General features: G+C 51.4%; 18 protein-coding genes. All 18 read left to right on the forward strand.

All coding sequences use genetic code 11. The features are described from left to right. Positions 1-114: 114 nt before the first annotated feature. The 18 genes from rimO (at position 115) to PCH01S_RS22130 (ending at position 18,328) form a co-directional block, all read left to right on the forward strand. Positions 115-1,443, forward strand: coding sequence for a 30S ribosomal protein S12 methylthiotransferase RimO (gene rimO / locus PCH01S_RS22045; RefSeq protein WP_042233114.1), 1,329 nt, complete (start codon positions 115-117; stop codon positions 1,441-1,443). Beyond that, positions 1,443-2,030, forward strand: a complete 588-nt coding sequence (gene pgsA, locus PCH01S_RS22050; protein ID WP_009674945.1) for a CDP-diacylglycerol--glycerol-3-phosphate 3-phosphatidyltransferase — start codon at positions 1,443-1,445, stop codon at positions 2,028-2,030. Before rimO ends, pgsA begins: the two co-directional genes overlap by 1 nt. A 245-nt stretch (positions 2,031-2,275) precedes the next feature. Beyond that, positions 2,276-3,529, forward strand: a complete 1,254-nt coding sequence (locus PCH01S_RS22055; protein WP_042233116.1) for a competence/damage-inducible protein A — start codon at positions 2,276-2,278, stop codon at positions 3,527-3,529. 288 nt (positions 3,530-3,817) lie between these two features. Next, positions 3,818-4,879, forward strand: a complete 1,062-nt coding sequence (recA, locus tag PCH01S_RS22060) for a recombinase RecA (RefSeq protein ID WP_042233118.1) — start codon at positions 3,818-3,820, stop codon at positions 4,877-4,879. 109 nt (positions 4,880-4,988) lie between these two features. Then, positions 4,989-5,648 (forward strand): RecX family transcriptional regulator, encoded by a 660-nt coding sequence (locus PCH01S_RS22065; RefSeq protein ID WP_042233120.1) that lies wholly within the window; start codon positions 4,989-4,991, stop codon positions 5,646-5,648. A gap of 312 nt (positions 5,649-5,960) precedes the next feature. Further along, complete coding sequence (gene rny / locus PCH01S_RS22070) at positions 5,961-7,505, forward strand: ribonuclease Y (protein ID WP_009674960.1); 1,545 nt, start codon at positions 5,961-5,963, stop codon at positions 7,503-7,505. Between the two features lie 84 nt (positions 7,506-7,589). Beyond that, positions 7,590-8,384 carry a TIGR00282 family metallophosphoesterase gene (locus PCH01S_RS22075; RefSeq protein ID WP_042233122.1) on the forward strand — a complete coding sequence of 265 codons (795 nt, stop codon included), beginning with the start codon at positions 7,590-7,592 and terminating at the stop codon, positions 8,382-8,384. A 152-nt stretch (positions 8,385-8,536) separates the two neighbouring features. Beyond that, on the forward strand, positions 8,537-8,797 hold the full coding sequence (locus PCH01S_RS22080) for a stage V sporulation protein S (RefSeq protein WP_005550495.1): 261 nt from the start codon (positions 8,537-8,539) through the stop codon (positions 8,795-8,797). A 118-nt stretch (positions 8,798-8,915) separates the two neighbouring features. Next, the gene (locus PCH01S_RS22085; RefSeq protein WP_042233125.1) at positions 8,916-9,854 is read left to right on the forward strand and encodes a dipeptidase; all 939 of its coding nucleotides are present in this window, start codon (positions 8,916-8,918) and stop codon (positions 9,852-9,854) included. A 223-nt stretch (positions 9,855-10,077) separates the two neighbouring features. Beyond that, positions 10,078-11,829 (forward strand): 2-oxoacid:acceptor oxidoreductase subunit alpha, encoded by a 1,752-nt coding sequence (locus PCH01S_RS22090; protein ID WP_042233127.1) that lies wholly within the window; start codon positions 10,078-10,080, stop codon positions 11,827-11,829. Next, positions 11,817-12,683, forward strand: a complete 867-nt coding sequence (locus tag PCH01S_RS22095; protein WP_042233129.1) for a 2-oxoacid:ferredoxin oxidoreductase subunit beta — start codon at positions 11,817-11,819, stop codon at positions 12,681-12,683. The genes PCH01S_RS22090 and PCH01S_RS22095 overlap by 13 nt, the downstream gene beginning before the upstream one ends. A 121-nt stretch (positions 12,684-12,804) precedes the next feature. Then, positions 12,805-13,374 (forward strand): phosphate propanoyltransferase, encoded by a 570-nt coding sequence (gene pduL, locus PCH01S_RS22100; RefSeq protein WP_042233131.1) that lies wholly within the window; start codon positions 12,805-12,807, stop codon positions 13,372-13,374. A gap of 155 nt (positions 13,375-13,529) precedes the next feature. Further along, positions 13,530-15,014, forward strand: a complete 1,485-nt coding sequence (miaB, locus tag PCH01S_RS22105; protein ID WP_042233133.1) for a tRNA (N6-isopentenyl adenosine(37)-C2)-methylthiotransferase MiaB — start codon at positions 13,530-13,532, stop codon at positions 15,012-15,014. A 32-nt stretch (positions 15,015-15,046) separates the two neighbouring features. Further along, positions 15,047-15,463: a RicAFT regulatory complex protein RicA family protein gene (locus tag PCH01S_RS22110; RefSeq protein WP_009674934.1), complete on the forward strand. Its 417-nt coding sequence runs from the start codon at positions 15,047-15,049 to the stop codon at positions 15,461-15,463. A 141-nt stretch (positions 15,464-15,604) separates the two neighbouring features. Continuing rightward, a complete protein-coding gene (locus tag PCH01S_RS22115; protein WP_042233135.1) occupies positions 15,605-16,375 on the forward strand; it encodes a DUF2087 domain-containing protein in 771 nt (256 codons plus the stop codon). Positions 16,376-16,463: 88 nt separating this feature from the next. After that, positions 16,464-16,817: a four-helix bundle copper-binding protein gene (locus PCH01S_RS22120; protein ID WP_042233137.1), complete on the forward strand. Its 354-nt coding sequence runs from the start codon at positions 16,464-16,466 to the stop codon at positions 16,815-16,817. Positions 16,818-17,186: 369 nt separating this feature from the next. After that, positions 17,187-17,969 carry a glycosyltransferase family 2 protein gene (locus PCH01S_RS22125; protein ID WP_042233139.1) on the forward strand — a complete coding sequence of 261 codons (783 nt, stop codon included), beginning with the start codon at positions 17,187-17,189 and terminating at the stop codon, positions 17,967-17,969. Beyond that, positions 17,966-18,328 (forward strand): SMR family transporter, encoded by a 363-nt coding sequence (locus tag PCH01S_RS22130; RefSeq protein WP_042233142.1) that lies wholly within the window; start codon positions 17,966-17,968, stop codon positions 18,326-18,328. Before PCH01S_RS22125 ends, PCH01S_RS22130 begins: the two co-directional genes overlap by 4 nt.

Genomic DNA, 18,328 nt, shown 5'->3' on the forward strand with positions numbered 1-18,328 from the left:
TCCGGTGTCCCGGTTTTCCCGCGGATATCGGAGGGTTTCCCTATTTTGACACTCGGATTAACGTTGTATTATACTTGTAAGGATGGCTTTGCTACGACGTTTGGAGGTTTCAGCATGACGGAGAAGGTAAGAGTAGTAACGCTTGGATGTGAGAAAAACTTGGTGGATTCCGAGATCATGTCCGGACTGGTCGATCAGCGAGGGTACAGCGTGGTCGAGAACAACGAAGAAGCTACCGTGATTATTGTAAATACGTGCGGATTTATCGATGCCGCCAAAGAAGAATCGGTTACTACCATTCTGGATATGGCCGATCTTAAAAGAACCGGGAATTTGAAAGCGCTAATCGTTTCGGGGTGTCTGACACAGAGGTACAAAGAAGAACTGATGAAAGAAATGCCTGAGATTGACGGGATTGTGGGAACGGGCGATTTTCACAACATCAATGCCATTATTGACGAAGCCCTGAAAGGCAAAAAGCCGGTCTATGTCGGGAATCCGGTGTTTAACTATGAGCAAGCGCTTCCGCGTAAGGTTTCTACCCCCCGGTATACCGCATACGTCAAAATCGCGGAAGGCTGCGATAACGCCTGTACGTTCTGCTCCATTCCGATTATGAGGGGGAAATTCCGCAGCCGTTCGATGGAGTCCGTTATTTCGGAAGCGCGGCAATTGGCGTCGCAAGGGGTTAAGGAGGTCAGCCTCATCGCCCAGGATTCCACCAATTACGGAACGGATCTGTACGATAAGTTCATGCTTCCCGAACTGCTCAATCGTGTGAGCGAAGTGGAAGGCATCGAATGGGTCAGGCTGCATTACGCCTATCCCGGATTTTTTACGGATGAGCTGATCGAAACGATGGCGGCCAATCCGAAGATTTGCAAATACATAGATATGCCGCTTCAGCACAGCTCCGACGCTATTCTCAAGCGGATGAGACGGCCCGGAAGAGAGAAGGACGCCCGGGAACTTATTCTCAAAATACGCAAAAGAATGCCGGATGCGGCTTTGCGGACTTCGCTTATCGTCGGATTTCCGGGTGAAACGGAAGAAGATTTCGAACACCTTGTGCAGTTCGTTCAAGATGTCCAGTTCGACCGGCTCGGCGTATTCACTTATTCGATGGAAGAAAACACACCGGCGTCACGCCTTCCCGGCCAGGTGCCGGACGAGGTAAAAGAATACCGCGCGGCCGCTCTGATGGAGCTTCAGCGCGAAATATCCAACCGCCGAGGGGGCCGCAGACTGGGCGAAGCGGTGGATGTGCTTATCGAGCGCTACGACGGCCGCAACGATGTGTATATCGGCCGTTCCCAATACGATGCGCCGGAAATCGACGGGGAAGTTTTCGTAACAGGTACTAATATCGGAATAGGCGGCGTTGTAAAAGTGCGGGTTACCCACTCCTTTGAATTCGACCTCTCCGGGGAGGTTATCGCATAATGAATTTAGCCAACAAGATTACACTTGCCAGGATTTTCCTGGTGCCGATTATTATGTTTTTCCTGCTTGTGAACATTCAGTTTCCACATATTAAAATTCAAACGTTTTCCATCACGTACAACCAGATTATCGCGGCGCTCATCTTCATTATTGCGGCGAGCACCGACAGTCTGGACGGATACATCGCCCGCAAAAACAAACTGGTTACGAACCTCGGAAAGCTGCTGGATCCGCTGGCCGATAAATTGCTTGTAACCGCCGTTCTGGTGTCCCTCGTTGAAATGGATAAACTGGGCGCGTGGATCGTGATCGTGATCATCAGCCGCGAATGGGCCGTGACCGGACTCAGGCAGATCGCTCTGCTGGAGGGGGCCGTCATTCAGGCGAGCAAATGGGGGAAAGCCAAAACAGCTGCACAAATCACGGCGATTATTGCGCTGCTTATCAACAACTTCCCGTTTGCGTTTATCAACGTTCCGTTCGATTTAATCGCAAGCTGGATTGCCGCGATCATCACGGTGTACTCCGGGCTCGATTACTTCATTAAAAATAAGCACGTGATTGATTTTTCCGAGAAAACACAGTAGATACTGTGTTTTCTTCGTCTCCGGGAACAAGCCGGGGGAGGTTAAGGGATAAGTGCGGCAGTGAATGTACTCTGTATGTTCACGCCAACTATATAATGAGCAGGGCTGTACGCCGGACAAGCGTACTGGACCGGACAAGCGGACGGATTTGTCCGGCGTTCATTTTTTCGGAAGTAAGCGGCAACCCGGCCGGCAAATGCAGGTCACACCATGCAGGTTTACATAAGTGAAGGAGGATCTACAGCATGAAAGCAGAATTGATTGCGGTCGGAACTGAGCTTCTGCTGGGGCAGATTTTAAATACGAATGCTCAGTACTTGGCGCAGGAATGTGCGATGCTCGGTATCGACTTGTACTTCCAGACCGTCGTAGGCGACAACCCCGCCCGTATCCGGGAAGCGTTGGAACAGGCCGGGAAACGGGCTGATCTCGTTATCACGACGGGAGGACTCGGTCCGACTCTGGACGATCTGACGAAGGATGTATTGGCCGATATGACCGGCCGCCGGCTCTATATCGACGAGATTTCCATGGCCAAGATCCGCGAGCTGTTCGATTCGCAGGGGCTTCATATGGTCGAGAGCAATTCCAGGCAGGCGAACATGATCGAAGGAGCGGAACCGCTTCCGAACGATACGGGATTGGCCGTGGGGCTCGGCCTGGATCACGAGGGGACCCGTTATCTGCTTCTTCCCGGCCCGCCGAAGGAAATGAAGCCGATGTTTGAGCGCTACGCCAAGGACTGGCTGAGCGGCCTGATGACTGACGAGATGCCTTTGTATTCGAAGATGCTCAAGTTTGCCGGGATAGGCGAGTCCTCCCTCGAGCATAAGCTGTTTGACCTCATCGAGAAACAGACCGATCCGACCATCGCACCTTATGCCAAAGAGGGTGAGGTGACGATCCGCCTGGCGACGAAGGCGCATACGGAAGAGGAAGCTCTCCGCAAGATGGAACAGGTAGAGAAGGAAATCCGCAGCCGCGTAGGGGAACACTTATATGCGGAAGAGGATATTCCGATCGAGGAAGCGGTGCTCGCGATCCTTCAATCCAGAAATCAGACCCTGACGACGGCCGAGAGCTGTTCCGGCGGACTCCTGAGCGATTTGATCACGTCCATACCGGGGCGTTCCTCGGTGTTTCTGGGCGGGGTCGTCTCTTATTCCAACGAAATGAAGCACAGTATGCTCGGCGTTCCTACGGAGCTGCTGGAAGGCGAGGACGCTCCCGGAGCGGTGAGCGCCGAAACGGCCGAGGCAATGGTGCGGGGGCTGCTGGAGCGCACAAATGGGGATTATGCCGTATCCGTAACGGGAGTTGCCGGACCGACTACCTCCGAAGGCAAACCGATCGGGCTTGTGTATGTCGGAGTCGGCTGCAAGGATGGAGATGTTCATGTTCAAAAGCTCCAGCTCCCCGGACTGCGGGAGACGATCAAGCTGCGTGCGGCCAAAACGGCTCTGCACCAGCTTTGGAAACTTATAAAAGCGGACGGCTGATCGGCGTTTTTTGTTGAAAAACCGCAAATTTTAAGCTATAATGAAAGCATGTTAACGGAAGAACCGTAGCGAAGAATTTGTCTTTGCTGCGGTTTTTATTTTTTTGCCGCGCAAGGACCGAAAGGAGCGCCGTTCCCTTTAAATTAAGAGAAGCTTCTGTCCGAATTCCTCACCGGGCGGCGATAGAGGGCTGTCACAAAAAAAACGAATGTATGTTCGAAAAAATGCTTGGCAACGGGTGAAAAAGAAGGTATGATATACCTATAACAGTTAAAGGAAGTGAGTGTATTGTCAGATCGTCGTGCCGCATTAGAAATGGCATTGCGCCAAATTGAGAAACAGTTTGGCAAGGGTTCGATCATGAAACTCGGAGAATCGACACACATGCAGGTGGAGACCATCCCCAGTGGTTCCCTTGCTTTGGATATAGCACTTGGAACCGGAGGTTTTCCTCGCGGTAGAATTATCGAAATCTACGGACCCGAATCTTCCGGTAAAACAACGGTCGCTCTTCACGCAATCGCGGAAGTGCAAAAGTCTGGCGGACAAGCCGCATTTATCGATGCGGAGCATGCTCTTGACCCGCTTTATGCAAGCAAGCTCGGAATCAACATTGACGAATTGCTTCTTTCCCAGCCGGACACAGGCGAGCAGGCGCTTGAAATCGCGGAAGCCCTTGTACGCAGTGGAGCGGTGGATATTATCGTTATCGACTCCGTTGCGGCTTTGGTTCCTAAGGCGGAAATCGAAGGCGAGATGGGGGACTCCCACGTCGGTCTTCAGGCCCGTCTGATGTCGCAAGCGCTGCGCAAACTTTCCGGCGCCATCAACAAATCGAAGGTTATCGCCATCTTTATTAACCAATTGCGTGAGAAAGTCGGCGTTATGTTCGGTAACCCTGAAACAACTCCGGGCGGCCGCGCGTTGAAGTTCTATTCGACCGTGCGTTTGGATGTTCGCCGCGTTGAAACGATTAAGCAGGGCAACGATATGGTCGGTAACCGTACCCGTGTCAAGGTCGTGAAGAACAAGGTTGCGCCTCCGTTCAAACAGGCCGATATTGACATTATGTATGGCGAAGGCATTTCCCGTGAAGGCAGTATCATCGATATCGGAACGGAACTGGATATCGTGAATAAGAGCGGTGCCTGGTACTCCTATAACGGCGACCGTCTCGGCCAGGGACGCGAGAATTCGAAGCAGTTCCTCAAGGAAAACAAGGAAATTGCCGATGTTATTGAACAAAAAATCCGGGAAGCGAGCAATCTCACGAATGTAGTTCCTCCGGCAGGCGTGGATGTAGACGATCCGGACGAAGAACTGGCACTCTTTACGGAAGAAGAAGAATAGGAACAAGGGCCGCCTCTTACGTACAGCGCAGGATGCGGCCTTGTTTTAGCTCCCTGGGGAGCTTTTCTTTGTTTATGGACCCATAGGGTGTCGAAAGGGGAAAAAGCTTATGAAAGACGAAACAGAGACTTCCGTCATTACGGGAATAGAACGGCAAAAGCGCAATAAGAAACGTTACAATGTTTACGTCAACGATGAATATGCCTGTTCCGTGCACGAAGATATCTTGATTAAGAACCGCCTGCTCAAAGGGGAACAGATAGATGCGCAGCGCTTGCGGCAAGCGCTGGAGGAAGACGAGAAGCATGAAGCCTACCTGAAAGCGATCCGTTTCGTGGCGGTCAGGCCGAGATCTGTCCAGGAAGTAAAAATGAAGCTTAAGGATCTGGGCTACGAAGCCGACCTGATTGATTGGACGGTGGGACGTCTACTGGAACAAAAGTACCTGGATGATGCCGATTTCGCAAAGCTTTGGACGGAACAACGTATTCAATACCAGCGTAAAGGCCGCAATGCGGTCCGCTACGAGCTCGCCCAGAAAGGGCTTTCCCGGGACGAAATCTCCAAAGCGCTGTCTGCGGTCGATACGGACGAAGAAATGGAAGGAGCCCTTATTGTGGGCCGTAAAAAATGGAAAACCGTGTCAGGCGAAAAGATGGACCGAAAAAGAAAAACGATGGCTTTTCTGCTTCGGCGGGGGTATCCGTCTTCGCTCGTTAACGATGTGATGCGCCGGCTTTCCGAAGAAGAGCTCGAAAATGAGGAGTAGCTGCCCCGTGAAAGCGCACTCAGTCACGGTTGACGAAGCCAATAGCTTGACAATGTTCTTTGTGAACAGATAAAATACAATTGTATATTTTCATAAAAAATCATCAGATTTTCTATGAGGTAACGGAAGCGATTTCCGCCAAGATTGCTTCTGCTCCATGCTGTTCCGAACAACCCCCGTTGTACGGACAAACAAACCGAACCATTTTCTAGCACGGAATGTGGTCCATACGGCTTGAACAAACGAATATCGGATTAAAAAAACCGAATCATCCCAAGCTAACACCTTGGAGGAACCAACGAGGAGGTGAACATGATGAATCCAATTATCTGGGTCCTGATCATTCTCGTTGTTGGCGTTATTTGCTTAGGGATTGGTTATTTTATCCGCAAGTCTCTTGCAGAAGCGAAAATTTCCAGTGCTGAAACTGCCGCTGCACAAATTGTAGAAAATGCCCGCAAAGAAGCGGAGGCACTGAAAAAAGAAACGGTATTGGAAGCCAAAGATGAAGTTCATAAGCTCCGGGCCGAAGCTGAAAAAGACATTCGTGAACGTCGAAATGAATCTCAACGACATGAAAGACGATTGTTGCAAAAAGAGGAGTCGCTGGATAAAAAATTAGAATCTCTTGAACGCAAAGAAGAGCAAGTCGCCAACAAAGAGAAGAGAATTGAAGAAACGCAGAATCAGATTGATGAGCTCTACCGCAAACAGGTTTCGGAACTCGAACGTATTTCCGGCATGACCATGGAAGAAGCGAAGACCATCATCCTATCCGGCGTTGAACAGGAAGTTCGTCATGAAACCGCACAACTTATTAAAGAAATAGAGCAGCAGGCCAAAGAAGAAGGCGACAAGAAAGCGCGTGAAATCATCACGCTTGCCATTCAGCGCTGCGCTGCCGACCATGTTGCCGAAACGACGGTATCTGTCGTAAGTCTTCCGAATGAAGAAATGAAAGGCCGGATTATCGGTCGCGAAGGCCGTAATATCCGAGCCCTTGAAACCTTGACGGGGATCGATCTTATTATCGACGATACTCCGGAAGCCGTTATTTTGTCCGGCTTTGATCCGATCCGCAGAGAAATCGCGCGGACCTCGCTTGAGAAGCTCGTGGCCGACGGACGTATCCATCCGGCTCGTATCGAAGAGATGGTGGAGAAGTCCCGCAAGGAAGTGGACGAGCGGATTCGCGAGTATGGGGAGCAAGCTACGTTCGAAGTGGGCGTACACGGTTTGCACCCTGATCTGATCAAAATTTTGGGACGTCTCAAATTCCGTACAAGTTACGGACAGAACGTTCTCAAACACTCGATGGAAGTTGCTTATCTTTCCGGTTTGATGGCTGGAGAACTCGGCGAAGACGTGACATTGGCGAAACGTGCCGGGCTTCTGCATGACATCGGTAAAGCGCTTGACCACGAAGTGGAAGGGTCACACGTTGAAATCGGTGTTGAAATCGCCAAAAAGTACAAGGAACATCCTGTCGTTGTGAACAGTATCGCTTCCCACCACGGAGACGTGGAAGCGACCTCGGTTATCGCCATGCTCGTCGGAGCGGCGGACGCATTGTCTGCTGCCAGACCGGGTGCGCGCCGGGAAACGCTGGAAACCTATATCAAGCGTCTCGAGAAGCTTGAGGGCATCTCCGAATCGTTCGAAGGCGTGGAGAAATCGTACGCCATCCAGGCCGGACGCGAGGTTCGCGTCATGGTTCAACCGGAGAAAATCGACGATGCGGAAGCATTCAGACTCGCCCGCGATATTACGAAGAAGATCGAGAACGAGCTTGACTATCCTGGTCATATCAAAGTTACGGTCATTCGTGAAACCCGCGCGGTTGAATACGCCAAATAAAAGAAGTATACTTGTGAAAAGTGGCTGCGTAAGCCACTTTTCCTTTTTTTAGCCGGAAAGAGAAAGAGGCGGGAGTGATGGGTTATTAAGATCGTATTTATCGGAGATATTGTCGGATCAGTCGGCCGGAATGCAGTAAAAACAATGGTGCCTAAACTGAAATTAAAATATGCGAACGCGGTATTTATCGCGAACGGTGAAAATGCGGCCGGAGGCCGAGGGATTACGTCGCAAATTACGAAGGAGCTCTATCAGCTCGGGATTCATGGAATAACGCTCGGAAACCACACCTGGGACCAGAAAGAAATTTTTGATTTCATCGACGATGAAGTTCAGATGGTGCGTCCCGCGAATTTTCCCGAAGGAGCGCCGGGGCGGGGACATACCGTTTTGAAGGTGCGCAACCAGGAAATCCTGCTTATCAATCTGCAGGGGCGGACTTTTCTGCCTCCGATCGACTGTCCGTTCCGTAAGGTAGACGAGATTCTCGAGGCGGCGAAAGGAAAGTACAAGCATATCTTCGTCGATTTCCACGCGGAGACAACGTCGGAGAAAATTGCCATGGGCTGGCATCTGGACGGCCGCGTTTCGGCGGTAGTAGGCACACATACGCATGTCCAGACGAACGATAACCGCGTGCTGCCGCAGGGAACGGCTTACGTAACGGACGTAGGCATGGTAGGCCCCCGGGACGGCGTACTCGGAATGGAACGCACAGCCGTTCTGCGTAAGTTTACGACGCAGCTGCCGGTAAGATTCGTCGTAGACGAGGGGCAGTGGCATTTCCATGCGACCGTTATCGATCTCGACGATACGACAGGCAAAGCGGGCAAGATCGAACTCATTCGGATTAATGAGGAAGATCTTCTTTTCGAATAGGAGCGTTCAACAGCCGGCTTTCTGCCGCAGATTTAACTTGTACCTCCCGGTGATGCCGGTTCAGGAATGTTTGATCACCTGTCCGAATAGGATGGAAAGAGGAAACCTTTATCCTTAATCCTTTATCCATCAACCCAAGGAGGTACTTTTCCATGGAAGTATTAAAAGTTTCAGCAAAATCCAATCCAAACTCCGTAGCAGGGGCGCTTGCAGGCGTGTTACGGGAGCGCGGGGCGGCGGAGCTTCAAGCCATTGGCGCGGGTGCTCTGAATCAGGCAATCAAAGCGGTAGCGATCGCAAGAGGATTTGTGGCGCCCAGTGGAGTCGACTTAATTTGTGTACCCGCCTTTACAGACATCGTCATTGACGGGGAAGACCGCACGGCGATCAAACTCATCGTAGAACCAAGATGATTCACGCGCGCTCCTCGGGTTGTACATACATGAACGGACCTGTTTACATACTCTGTAGACAGGTTTTTTTCGCATCGTGCAACAAAGGCAAGGCCCACTAAAGAGCCTGGAGGTAACCATGATTATCGATGCTCACTGCGATGTTTTGATGAAAATGTACCGGGATCCGCTGCTTGATTTTAACGCGGCCGAACCTCTATTGGACGTAAGCTACCCGCTTATGAAGCAGGGGGGAGTCAAAATCCAGTTTATGGCGGTCTACCTGCCGGAAGAAATCAAGAACCCCGATGTGGGGCACATTCTGGAGTATGTGGATATTTTACACAGAAGAGTGCTCTGCAATCCGGATATCGTCCTGATCCAGAGCCGCTCGGATCTTCAGCATGTGCTGACGACGGGCAAACGGGGTGTGCTGCTGACTTTGGAAGGAGCGGAAGGACTGAGGGGCAGCCTGGCTCAACTGCGCATGCTTCACCGGCTGGGGCTCAGAAGCGTAGGACCCGCCTGGAATTTCGCCAATTGGGCGGTAGACGGGGCCATGGAGACCCGAAACGGGGGCTTTACCCTGCGGGGGCAGCAGCTGATAAAAGAAAGTAATCAGCTCGGGCTGCTGTTCGATGCCTCGCATCTGTCGGAAAAAGCCTTTTGGGAAGCGGCCGACGTGCCCGGCCTGCATTTGTTCGCTTCGCATTCCAATGCCAAATCGGCATGCGACCATCCGCGAAATTTGACCGATGGACAAATCCGCTGCCTTATCGAACGGAAAGGAATGATCGGAATTACATTCGTCCCTTGGTTTGTGAAAAAGACCGGTTCGGTTTTCATTACGGACCTTTTCCGGCATATCGATCACATCTGCTCGCTGGGCGGTGAAGATTTTATCGGCTTCGGATCTGATTTCGACGGGATAGACAACTATATCCGGGGACTGGAGAACGCCGGCATGTACGTGAACCTGGCCAATGAACTGTACAAGCACTACACGCCCGTCCAAGCCCAGAAATTCCTTTGGCAGAATGGATACGCCTTTCTGGAACGCAGTCTGCCGGTGTCCTAGAGAGCGATCTCTTTTTGATATGGGTATGATCTAAAAAAGCTATCTGTTCCTTTTACGGAAAACCCTTGCAATTTACGGGGTCTAGGAATAGAATTTGGATAGCTTGAAAAAATTTTTTTATATCCTACAATCTATCATACAAGCATCGTTCTAAGCAGGGCTCGTTTTGCAAAATGGTTTGCAAGAGGCGGAGCAGCTCACCATCAAAAGGAGTGGACGCAAGGTGATTAGTCAGTTATCGTGGAAGATCGGGGGACAACAAGGGGAGGGTGTAGAAAGTACGGACCGTATTTTCTCGACGGCGCTTAACCGTCTCGGATACTATTTGTACGGCTACCGTCACTTCTCTTCGCGCATCAAGGGAGGACATACGAACAACAAAATCCGCATCAGTACGAAACCGATTCGCTCGATTTCGGACGATTTGGATATTCTGGTCGCTTTCGACCAGGAGACGATTGATCTGAACTCTCATGAGTTGGGAGTCCACGGCGTGATCGTCGCGGACGCGAAATTTAATCCCACCCTGCCGGAAGGCGTTAACGCGCGTCTGTTCCCGGTGCCGATTACGGCGATTGCGGAAGAGCTTGGAACTTCCCTGTTTAAAAATATGGCGGCTTCCGGCGCTTCTTGGGCGCTGTTGGGGCTGCCTTTAGATGTGTTCAACAAAGCGGTCGAAGAGGAATTCGGACGCAAAGGCGCCGCCGTAGTCGAGAAGAATATCGAAGCGGTGCGCAAAGGCGCGGAATCCGTGCTGGAGCTGGCAGGCGGTCCGATCGCGGAACTGCAGCTGGAGCCTGCGGACGGCGAGCAGAAGCTGTTCATGATCGGCAACGACGCCATCGCTCTCGGGGCCGTAGCCGCCGGCTGCCGCTTTATGCCGGCTTATCCGATCACACCGGCTTCGGAAATTATGGAATACTTGACGAAGGTGCTTCCTAAATTCGGCGGAGCCGTTATCCAGACAGAGGACGAGATATCGGCTTGTACGATGGCAATCGGCGCCAGCTACGGCGGCGTACGCGCCATGACGGCATCGGCGGGCCCCGGCCTGTCCCTGATGATGGAAGCGATCGGTCTGGCCGGAATGACGGAAACGCCGGTCGTGATCGTGGATACACAGCGCGGCGGCCCGAGTACGGGACTTCCGACCAAACAGGAACAAAGTGACGTAAACGCCATGATTTACGGCACGCACGGCGAGATACCCAAAGTCGTGCTCGCGCCGAGCACGATCGAAGAATGCTTCTACGATACGATCGAAGCGTTTAACATCGCGGAAAAATTGCAGCTTCCGGTCATTCTGCTGACAGATCTCCAGCTTTCGTTGGGCAAGCAGTCCTCGGAAGTGCTGGATTATAATAAAATCGTTATCGAACGCGGCAGCCTCATCGGGCAACCGGAGGAAGTCGAGGACAGCAAACAGCTGTTCAAGCGTTACGAGTTTACGGAGAACGGCGTATCGCCGCGCGTGCTGCCGGGCGTAAAGTACGGCCTGCACCACGTGACAGGCGTTGAGCATGACCAGGAAGGCCGTCCGTCCGAGAGTCCGGTAAACCGGAAGAAAATGATGGATAAGCGCCTGGAGAAGCTTAAGCATGTGGAAGTGACCAACCCGATTCTCGTCAATGCGCCTCATGAAGAGCCGGATGTTCTGATCATCGGCATGAGCTCGACGGGCGGAACGATCGAGGAGGCAAGAGGCAGACTGGAGAAGGACGGTCTTGCGACGAACCATATTCACGTTCGTCTGCTGCATCCTTTCCCTGCCGAAGAGCTGAAGCCTCATCTGGAGAAAGCAAGAAATGTAATTGTCGTCGAAAATAACGCGACTGCGCAGCTGGCGAATCTGATCAAGCTGAATGCAGGCAGTGCCGATAAAATCATAAACATGCTGAAATACGACGGAACCCCGTTCCTGCCGTCCGAAATTTATCAAGAATGCAAGGAGCTGACTGTAGCATGGCAACGTTAAAAGATTTCCGCAACAATGTAAAGCCTAACTGGTGCCCGGGCTGCGGAGATTTCTCCGTTCAGGCCTCCATTCAGCGCGCTGCCGCGAACGTGGGACTGGAACCGGAGCAGCTTGCGATCGTATCCGGTATCGGCTGCTCCGGCCGTATCTCCGGCTATGTGAACTGCTACGGCTTTCACGGAATTCACGGCCGTTCCCTGCCGATTGCCCAAGGGCTTAAAATGGCGAACCGCGAGCTGACCGTTCTGGCTTCCGGGGGCGACGGCGACGGATTCGCGATCGGTATGGCTCATACGGTCCATGCGATCCGCCGCAACATCGACATGACTTATATCGTCATGGACAACCAGATTTACGGCCTGACTAAAGGCCAGACGTCTCCGCGAAGCGGCGAAGGCTTCAAAACGAAGAGTACGCCGAGCGGCTCCATCGAAACGCCTCTGGCGCCTCTTGAGATGGCGCTGGCTGCCGGTGCGACTTTCGTGGCGCAGTCTTTCTCCAGCAACTTGAAGCAGCTGACGCACATCATCGAGGAAGGCATCAAGCACCAAGGCTTCTCGCTGATTAACGTATTCAGCCCGTGCGTCACGTTCAACAAAGTGAACACGTACGACTGGTTCAAGGAAAATATCGTGGATCTGGAGACGATTCCGGATTACGACCCGAGCAACCGGATCCAGGCGATGACGAAGCTGATGGAAACCGACGGCATGCTGACCGGCATTATTTATCAGAATAAAACGAAGCCAAGCTACGAGAACCTCGTTACCGGCTTCAAAGCAGAAGGTCTTGCCAAGCAGGATATGAAGCTGAGCCAGGCTGATTTTGACAAATTGGTTGCAGAATTCAAATAAGCGGCATAGAAAAGCGTGCAGAGTGCTCTGCGCGCTTTTTTTTTATTCGCGTAGAGGTTAAACTGAGGGGGAGAAGCTGATATAGAGACAGAGAATGGATACAGGAAGGGATGAAGACACAATGAAACAAATACCTATCGGGATTTCCGCCCGCCACATTCATTTGAAGCCGGAGCACATTACCCGCCTGTTTGGCGAGGGCTATGAGTTGACTGTTCTTAAGGACCTGTCCCAGCCGGGACAATTCGCCGCGGGCGAAACCGTAGCGGTCGTCGGTCCCAAAGGCCGGTTTGACAAGGTCCGCATCCTTGGACCGGCTCGGAATATTTCCCAACTGGAAATATCGCGCACGGATGCTTTTGCGCTCGGCGTTAATCCGCCGGTACGCGAATCCGGAAATATTGAAGGAACGCCGGGAATCAAGATTGTGGGTCCCAAAGGCGAAGTGGAGCTGGAAGAGGGCGTTATCGTTGCGGCCCGCCACATCCATTTCCATACGGAGGATGCGAAGAAATGGGGCATCGAGGACAAGCAGCGCCTGCGTGTCCGGGTGGAGACGGATCGTCCCGTAATTTTCGAGGATGTGATTGCCCGTGTATCGGACCAGTTCGCCTTGGATATGCATATCGATACGGATGAAGGCAACGCCGCAGGGCTTAAAACCGGCGATGTCGGAATTATTGTAGATTAGAAAGCGGGCCGGGACAAGTTGTCCGCATGCGCGCAGGGAGCCGGGTACGGGGAGCTGATTTCCTCTGCCCGGCTCTTTCTTCTTTTGTCCGGGGACCAGGCATGGTATAATCAGATTTATGAGTCTAGCATGGAATATTCAGGAGGAATGGCGAAATGACGGTGAAAACCGCTAAATCCGATAAGGATTTTTCGATCTATTTTCAACCTCCTTCTTATAAGGATGCGAAAAAACGCGGCAAGGAAAACATCGAAGTGCTGTATGATTTCAACATTCCGGAAGAGATGAAGGAGTTTGGCCAAGGCAAGCGGTACATGATCCGCACGTATGGCTGTCAAATGAACGAACATGATACTGAAACGATGAAAGGCATGCTCGAGGAGCTCGGCTATACCTCAACGGAAGAGAAGCAGGAAGCGGATGTGATCCTTCTGAACACCTGCGCGATCCGGGAGAACGCGGAGGATAAGGTGTTCGGCGAACTGGGGCACCTGAAGCACCTCAAACTGGAGAAGCCGAATCTGGTGCTCGGAGTCTGCGGGTGCATGTCGCAAGAGGAAGGCGTCGTTAAGCGGATCTTACAAAAACACGGGCATGTCGATCTCATATTCGGCACCCACAACATTCACCGGCTTCCGGCCCTTCTGCAGGATGCATACTTAAGCAAGGAAATGGTCGTGGAAGTGTGGTCCAAGGAAGGCGACATTATCGAGAACCTGCCCAAGAAGCGGGAAGGCATGCGCGCCTGGGTAAACATTATGTACGGCTGCGACAAGTTCTGCACGTACTGCATCGTGCCGTACACCCGCGGCAAGGAGCGGAGCCGCCGTCCGGAGGACGTATTGGCGGAGGTGCGGGATCTGGCCCGTCAAGGGTTTAAGGAAATTACGCTGCTCGGACAGAACGTCAACGCTTACGGCAAAGATTTCGAGGACATCTCGTATTCCTTCGGAGATCTGATGGCGGATATGCGTAAAATTGATGTGCCGAGAATCCGGTTTACCACTTCGCATCCGCGTGACTTTGACGACCATCTGGTCGAGGTGCTCTCGCACAAAGGCAATTTGATGGAGCACATCCATCTGCCGGTCCAATCGGGAAGCACGGAAGTGCTGAAAAGAATGAGCCGCAAATACAGCCGTGAACTGTATCTGGATCTTGTGCGCAAAATCAAGACGGCTATACCCGGCGCGGTGCTCAGCACGGATATTATCGTCGGTTTCCCGGGAGAAACGGATGAGCAGTTTGAAGAGACGTTGTCTCTCGTGAAGGAAGTCCGGTTCGATTTTGCCTACTCTTTCATTTATTCCCCTCGCGAAGGAACGCCGGCTGCCGCAATGGAAGACAATGTTCCCGAGGACGTGAAGAAGGAGCGTCTGTACCGGCTCAATGAGGTACTCGGAGCTTTCAGTAAAGAGAGCAACGAGAAGCTTCGCGGTGAAGTGGTCGAAGTTCTTGTTGAGGGAGAGAGCAGGAAGAATTCGGAGGTCCTCTCCGGACGGACCCGGACGAATAAGCTCGTTCTTTTCAAAGGATCGAAGGATCTGATCGGGTCTTTCGCCCATGTACGCGTGACGGAACCGCAAACCTGGCTTGTAAAAGGCGAGCTTGTCGCGGAGCCTTTGCAAATGTTAAGCTAAGAACGCCATAATGAAGAAGCGGAGTGTGCAGGATGGAGCATTACACGAATACCGAAATGATCGTAAGAGAAGATATTTTGGCGAAAACGAAGGAGCTGGCGGAGCTTCTGACCACCTCTTCCGAGGTGCAGTTTTTTCAACAGGCCGAAAAACAGATCAACCAGAACGAGCATATTCAGTCTCTGATTCAAGCCATGAAGAAAAAGCAGAAAGAAATTGTCGCTTTTGAGAAATTCGACAACGAAATCATGGTTAAGAAGATCGAGAAGGAAATCGAAGACTTGCAGGATGAGCTGGACAATATTCCGATCGTCAGTGAATTTCAGCAATCCCAGGCGGATATCAACTACCTGCTTCAACTCGTTATGGGCGTGATCCGGGATACGATTGCGGACAAAATTACGGTGGAGTCCGGTTCGGCACAACCGCCTTCCAGCTGCAGCGAATAAAGTGTCCCTGTTACAGAAAGGCCGTTTCCGGTTGCGGAGCGGCTTTTTTGGCGTACATTCCTTTTGTTGGTTAGTTGACAAAAAACAAACAATCTTATAGATTGTTTATATAAATATAAACGAAGATTGAAGGTGTTTGGTTTGAAAGATGTTTCAGAACTTTTTTGGAATGCGTCGACGGATGAAATCAAACGGGGATACGTTTTCTCGGATCAGGAAGAAGCTTATGTGTGTCTGGTTTGCGGGAAATCGTTCACTAAAGGGATTATTTACCGTGAAGACGAGACGTTTTACGAAGCCGAAAAGTTCGCGTCCCGGCATATCGCCGCCGAGCATGGGTCCATGTTCCATTATCTGCTCAACTTGAATAAGAAGTTGACGGGATTGACCGACCTGCAGAAGCAGCTGCTCGGATTTTTTCACGACGGATTGTCCGACAAAGACATTGTGGGAGAACTTGGCGGCGGAAGCACTTCAACCATCCGTAATCACCGGTTTACGATGAGGGAGCGGGAGAAGCAGGCTAAAGTGTATTTGGCGCTTATGGGGCTTCTGGACCAGCGGCCTGATACCGGAAAAACGTCTTCTTTTATTGCCGTTCCGAAAAGCGCTACGGTGCTGGATGAAAGATTCGCGATTACGGAACAGGAAAACGAGCAATTTCTGAAGCTGTATTTTCCGTACGGGGTAGACGGACCTCTCAACAAATTTCCGAAAAAAGAGAAGCGGAAGATCGCTATCCTGCGGCAGCTGGCAACAAGATTTGAAGCGGATCGGAAGTACACGGAAAAAGAAGTGAACGAGGTGCTGAAAGAAGCGTGGCACGATTACGTGACTATCCGCAGATACCTGATCGAATACGGCTTTATGAAGCGTCACGACGACGGCAGCGCGTATTGGGTAACCCGTTAAGAGAAACGGCAAGCGCGCCTTGGGTCAAATTCACTAAAAGAGGTTAATATCCGTATAGCAGCAGCTAGAGACAAAGGAGGATATAACCATGCCCCATGATATGACCCATGAAGGCGTTAACGAAGAAATTCAACGTTGTATCGAAGAATGTATAAATTGTATTAAAACTTGCAATTATTGTTTCGATGCTTGTCTGAAGGAAGAAGACGCTTCCCATATGGCCGCGTGCATCAGGCTGACCCGTGAATGCGCGGATATTTGTACTTATGCCGCATCGGCCATGACCCGTCAAAGCCCGTTCATTGTGGAAATCTGCAACCTATGCGCGACGGTTTGCGAAATTTGCGCCAAAGAATGTGCGGAACATGAACACGAGCACTGTAGGGAGTGCGCCAAAGTATGCCGCTCCTGCGCGGAAGCTTGCCGTAGAATGGCTGCGTAAGACATTTTAAATAAACGAGCGGCTTGAGATGCGGCACGTGGAGCAGGCAAAGTACGGCTCGATTAGTAAACGGTTAGAAAACAACGGCTAAAAAGGGAACCCCCACGGGTTCTTTTTTTAGTTTCCGCAAGAGAGGGAAGAAGCAAAACGAGATGTAAAAACTATTAAGGAATTCTAATAATTGGGTGACCGGAATGGGGCCGTTAAGGTTATAATGAGGGAAAGAATGCCCGAAAGTGCAACCTTCCTTCCCGCATTACGTCTATGACTGAAAGCCTGTTTCAATCCGCGCTTATTTGGGTAAATGTTGCTGATGCGCATGAAACCATAGTGAAGACCTAATTTTTGTCGCCTGAGGAGTTATCGTTTATGAAGGAAACTATTATTGTGGGCCTCCCGGCCTACAACGAACAGGATGCCTTGCCTAAACTGCTTCCGAAGATGGAACAATTGTCGGTGCAGTTTGGGGAGGCTTTTCGCGTGGTTGTGGTCAACGACGGAAGCTCGGACGGAACGGCCGAGGTCTTGAAGGAAGCATGCCGAACCTATGCATGGCTCCAAGTTATCGACCATGAGCGCAACCGCGGACTCGGGGAGGCCATGAACACCCTGGTCCGATTTGTAACGAGCGAGTACCAGTCGAGCGATGTGCTTGTGACGCTGGACGCGGACAATACGCATAATCCGAACCTGATCCCGGCGCTCGTCGCGAAGCTGAAGGAGAACAAGCTGGATCTGGTTGTGGCGTCCCGTTTTGCCAGAGGGGGCCAGGAACTGGGCTTGTCGTTTATCCGGAGGCTTTACAGCCGCGGGGCGATGGTGTTTTTTAAGTTGTTTTTTCCTATCGAGGGGGTACATGATTATTCGAGCGGCTTTCGCGCCTACCGGATCGGATATCTCAACCAGGCTATGAACCTTTACAAACAAAGACTGATCACGACCAGCGGTTTCGATTGCATGGCCGAAATGATGGCCCGGTTTAGTAAAATCGGGATTAAAGCGGGGGAGTATCCGCTCGTGTTGGAATACCATTTAAAGGTCGGCCGCAGTAAAATGAATGTAAAGCGGACGATTGCAGGCTATTTCCGTCTGTTGATGAAAGTTAAACCCCCCGTGCAGGGGACGCAAAAGAAAGTGAAGGGTACCGTATGAGCGCACTTTGGGTTATTTTATTATCGGTCGGTATGGGAGCGGTCGGGCAAGTTCTTCTCAAAGCGGGAGCGAACCGCCTGGGCGAACTCTCGCTGGCTCCGGCTACCTTGATTCCGGATTTATTCCGGATGGTCAAAACTCCCGAGATTCTGATCGGACTTATTTTATTCGGCACGAGCTTTCTGCTGTGGGTCAAGGTGCTCACCAAGGTCGAACTGAGCTATGCGTATCCGATGATGAGCTTGAGTTACGTGATCGTGTTCGTCATGTCGTTTCTTTGGTTCCAAGAGACGTTTACGATGCAAAAGCTGGTCGGTATGGCCGTGATTATAATCGGAATCATTATCATTAATAAATAA

Origin of the sequence: Paenibacillus chitinolyticus NBRC 15660, from assembly GCF_000739915.1 — a bacterium.
GTDB classification, from domain to species: Bacteria; Bacillota; Bacilli; order Paenibacillales; family NBRC-103111; genus Paenibacillus_F; species Paenibacillus_F chitinolyticus.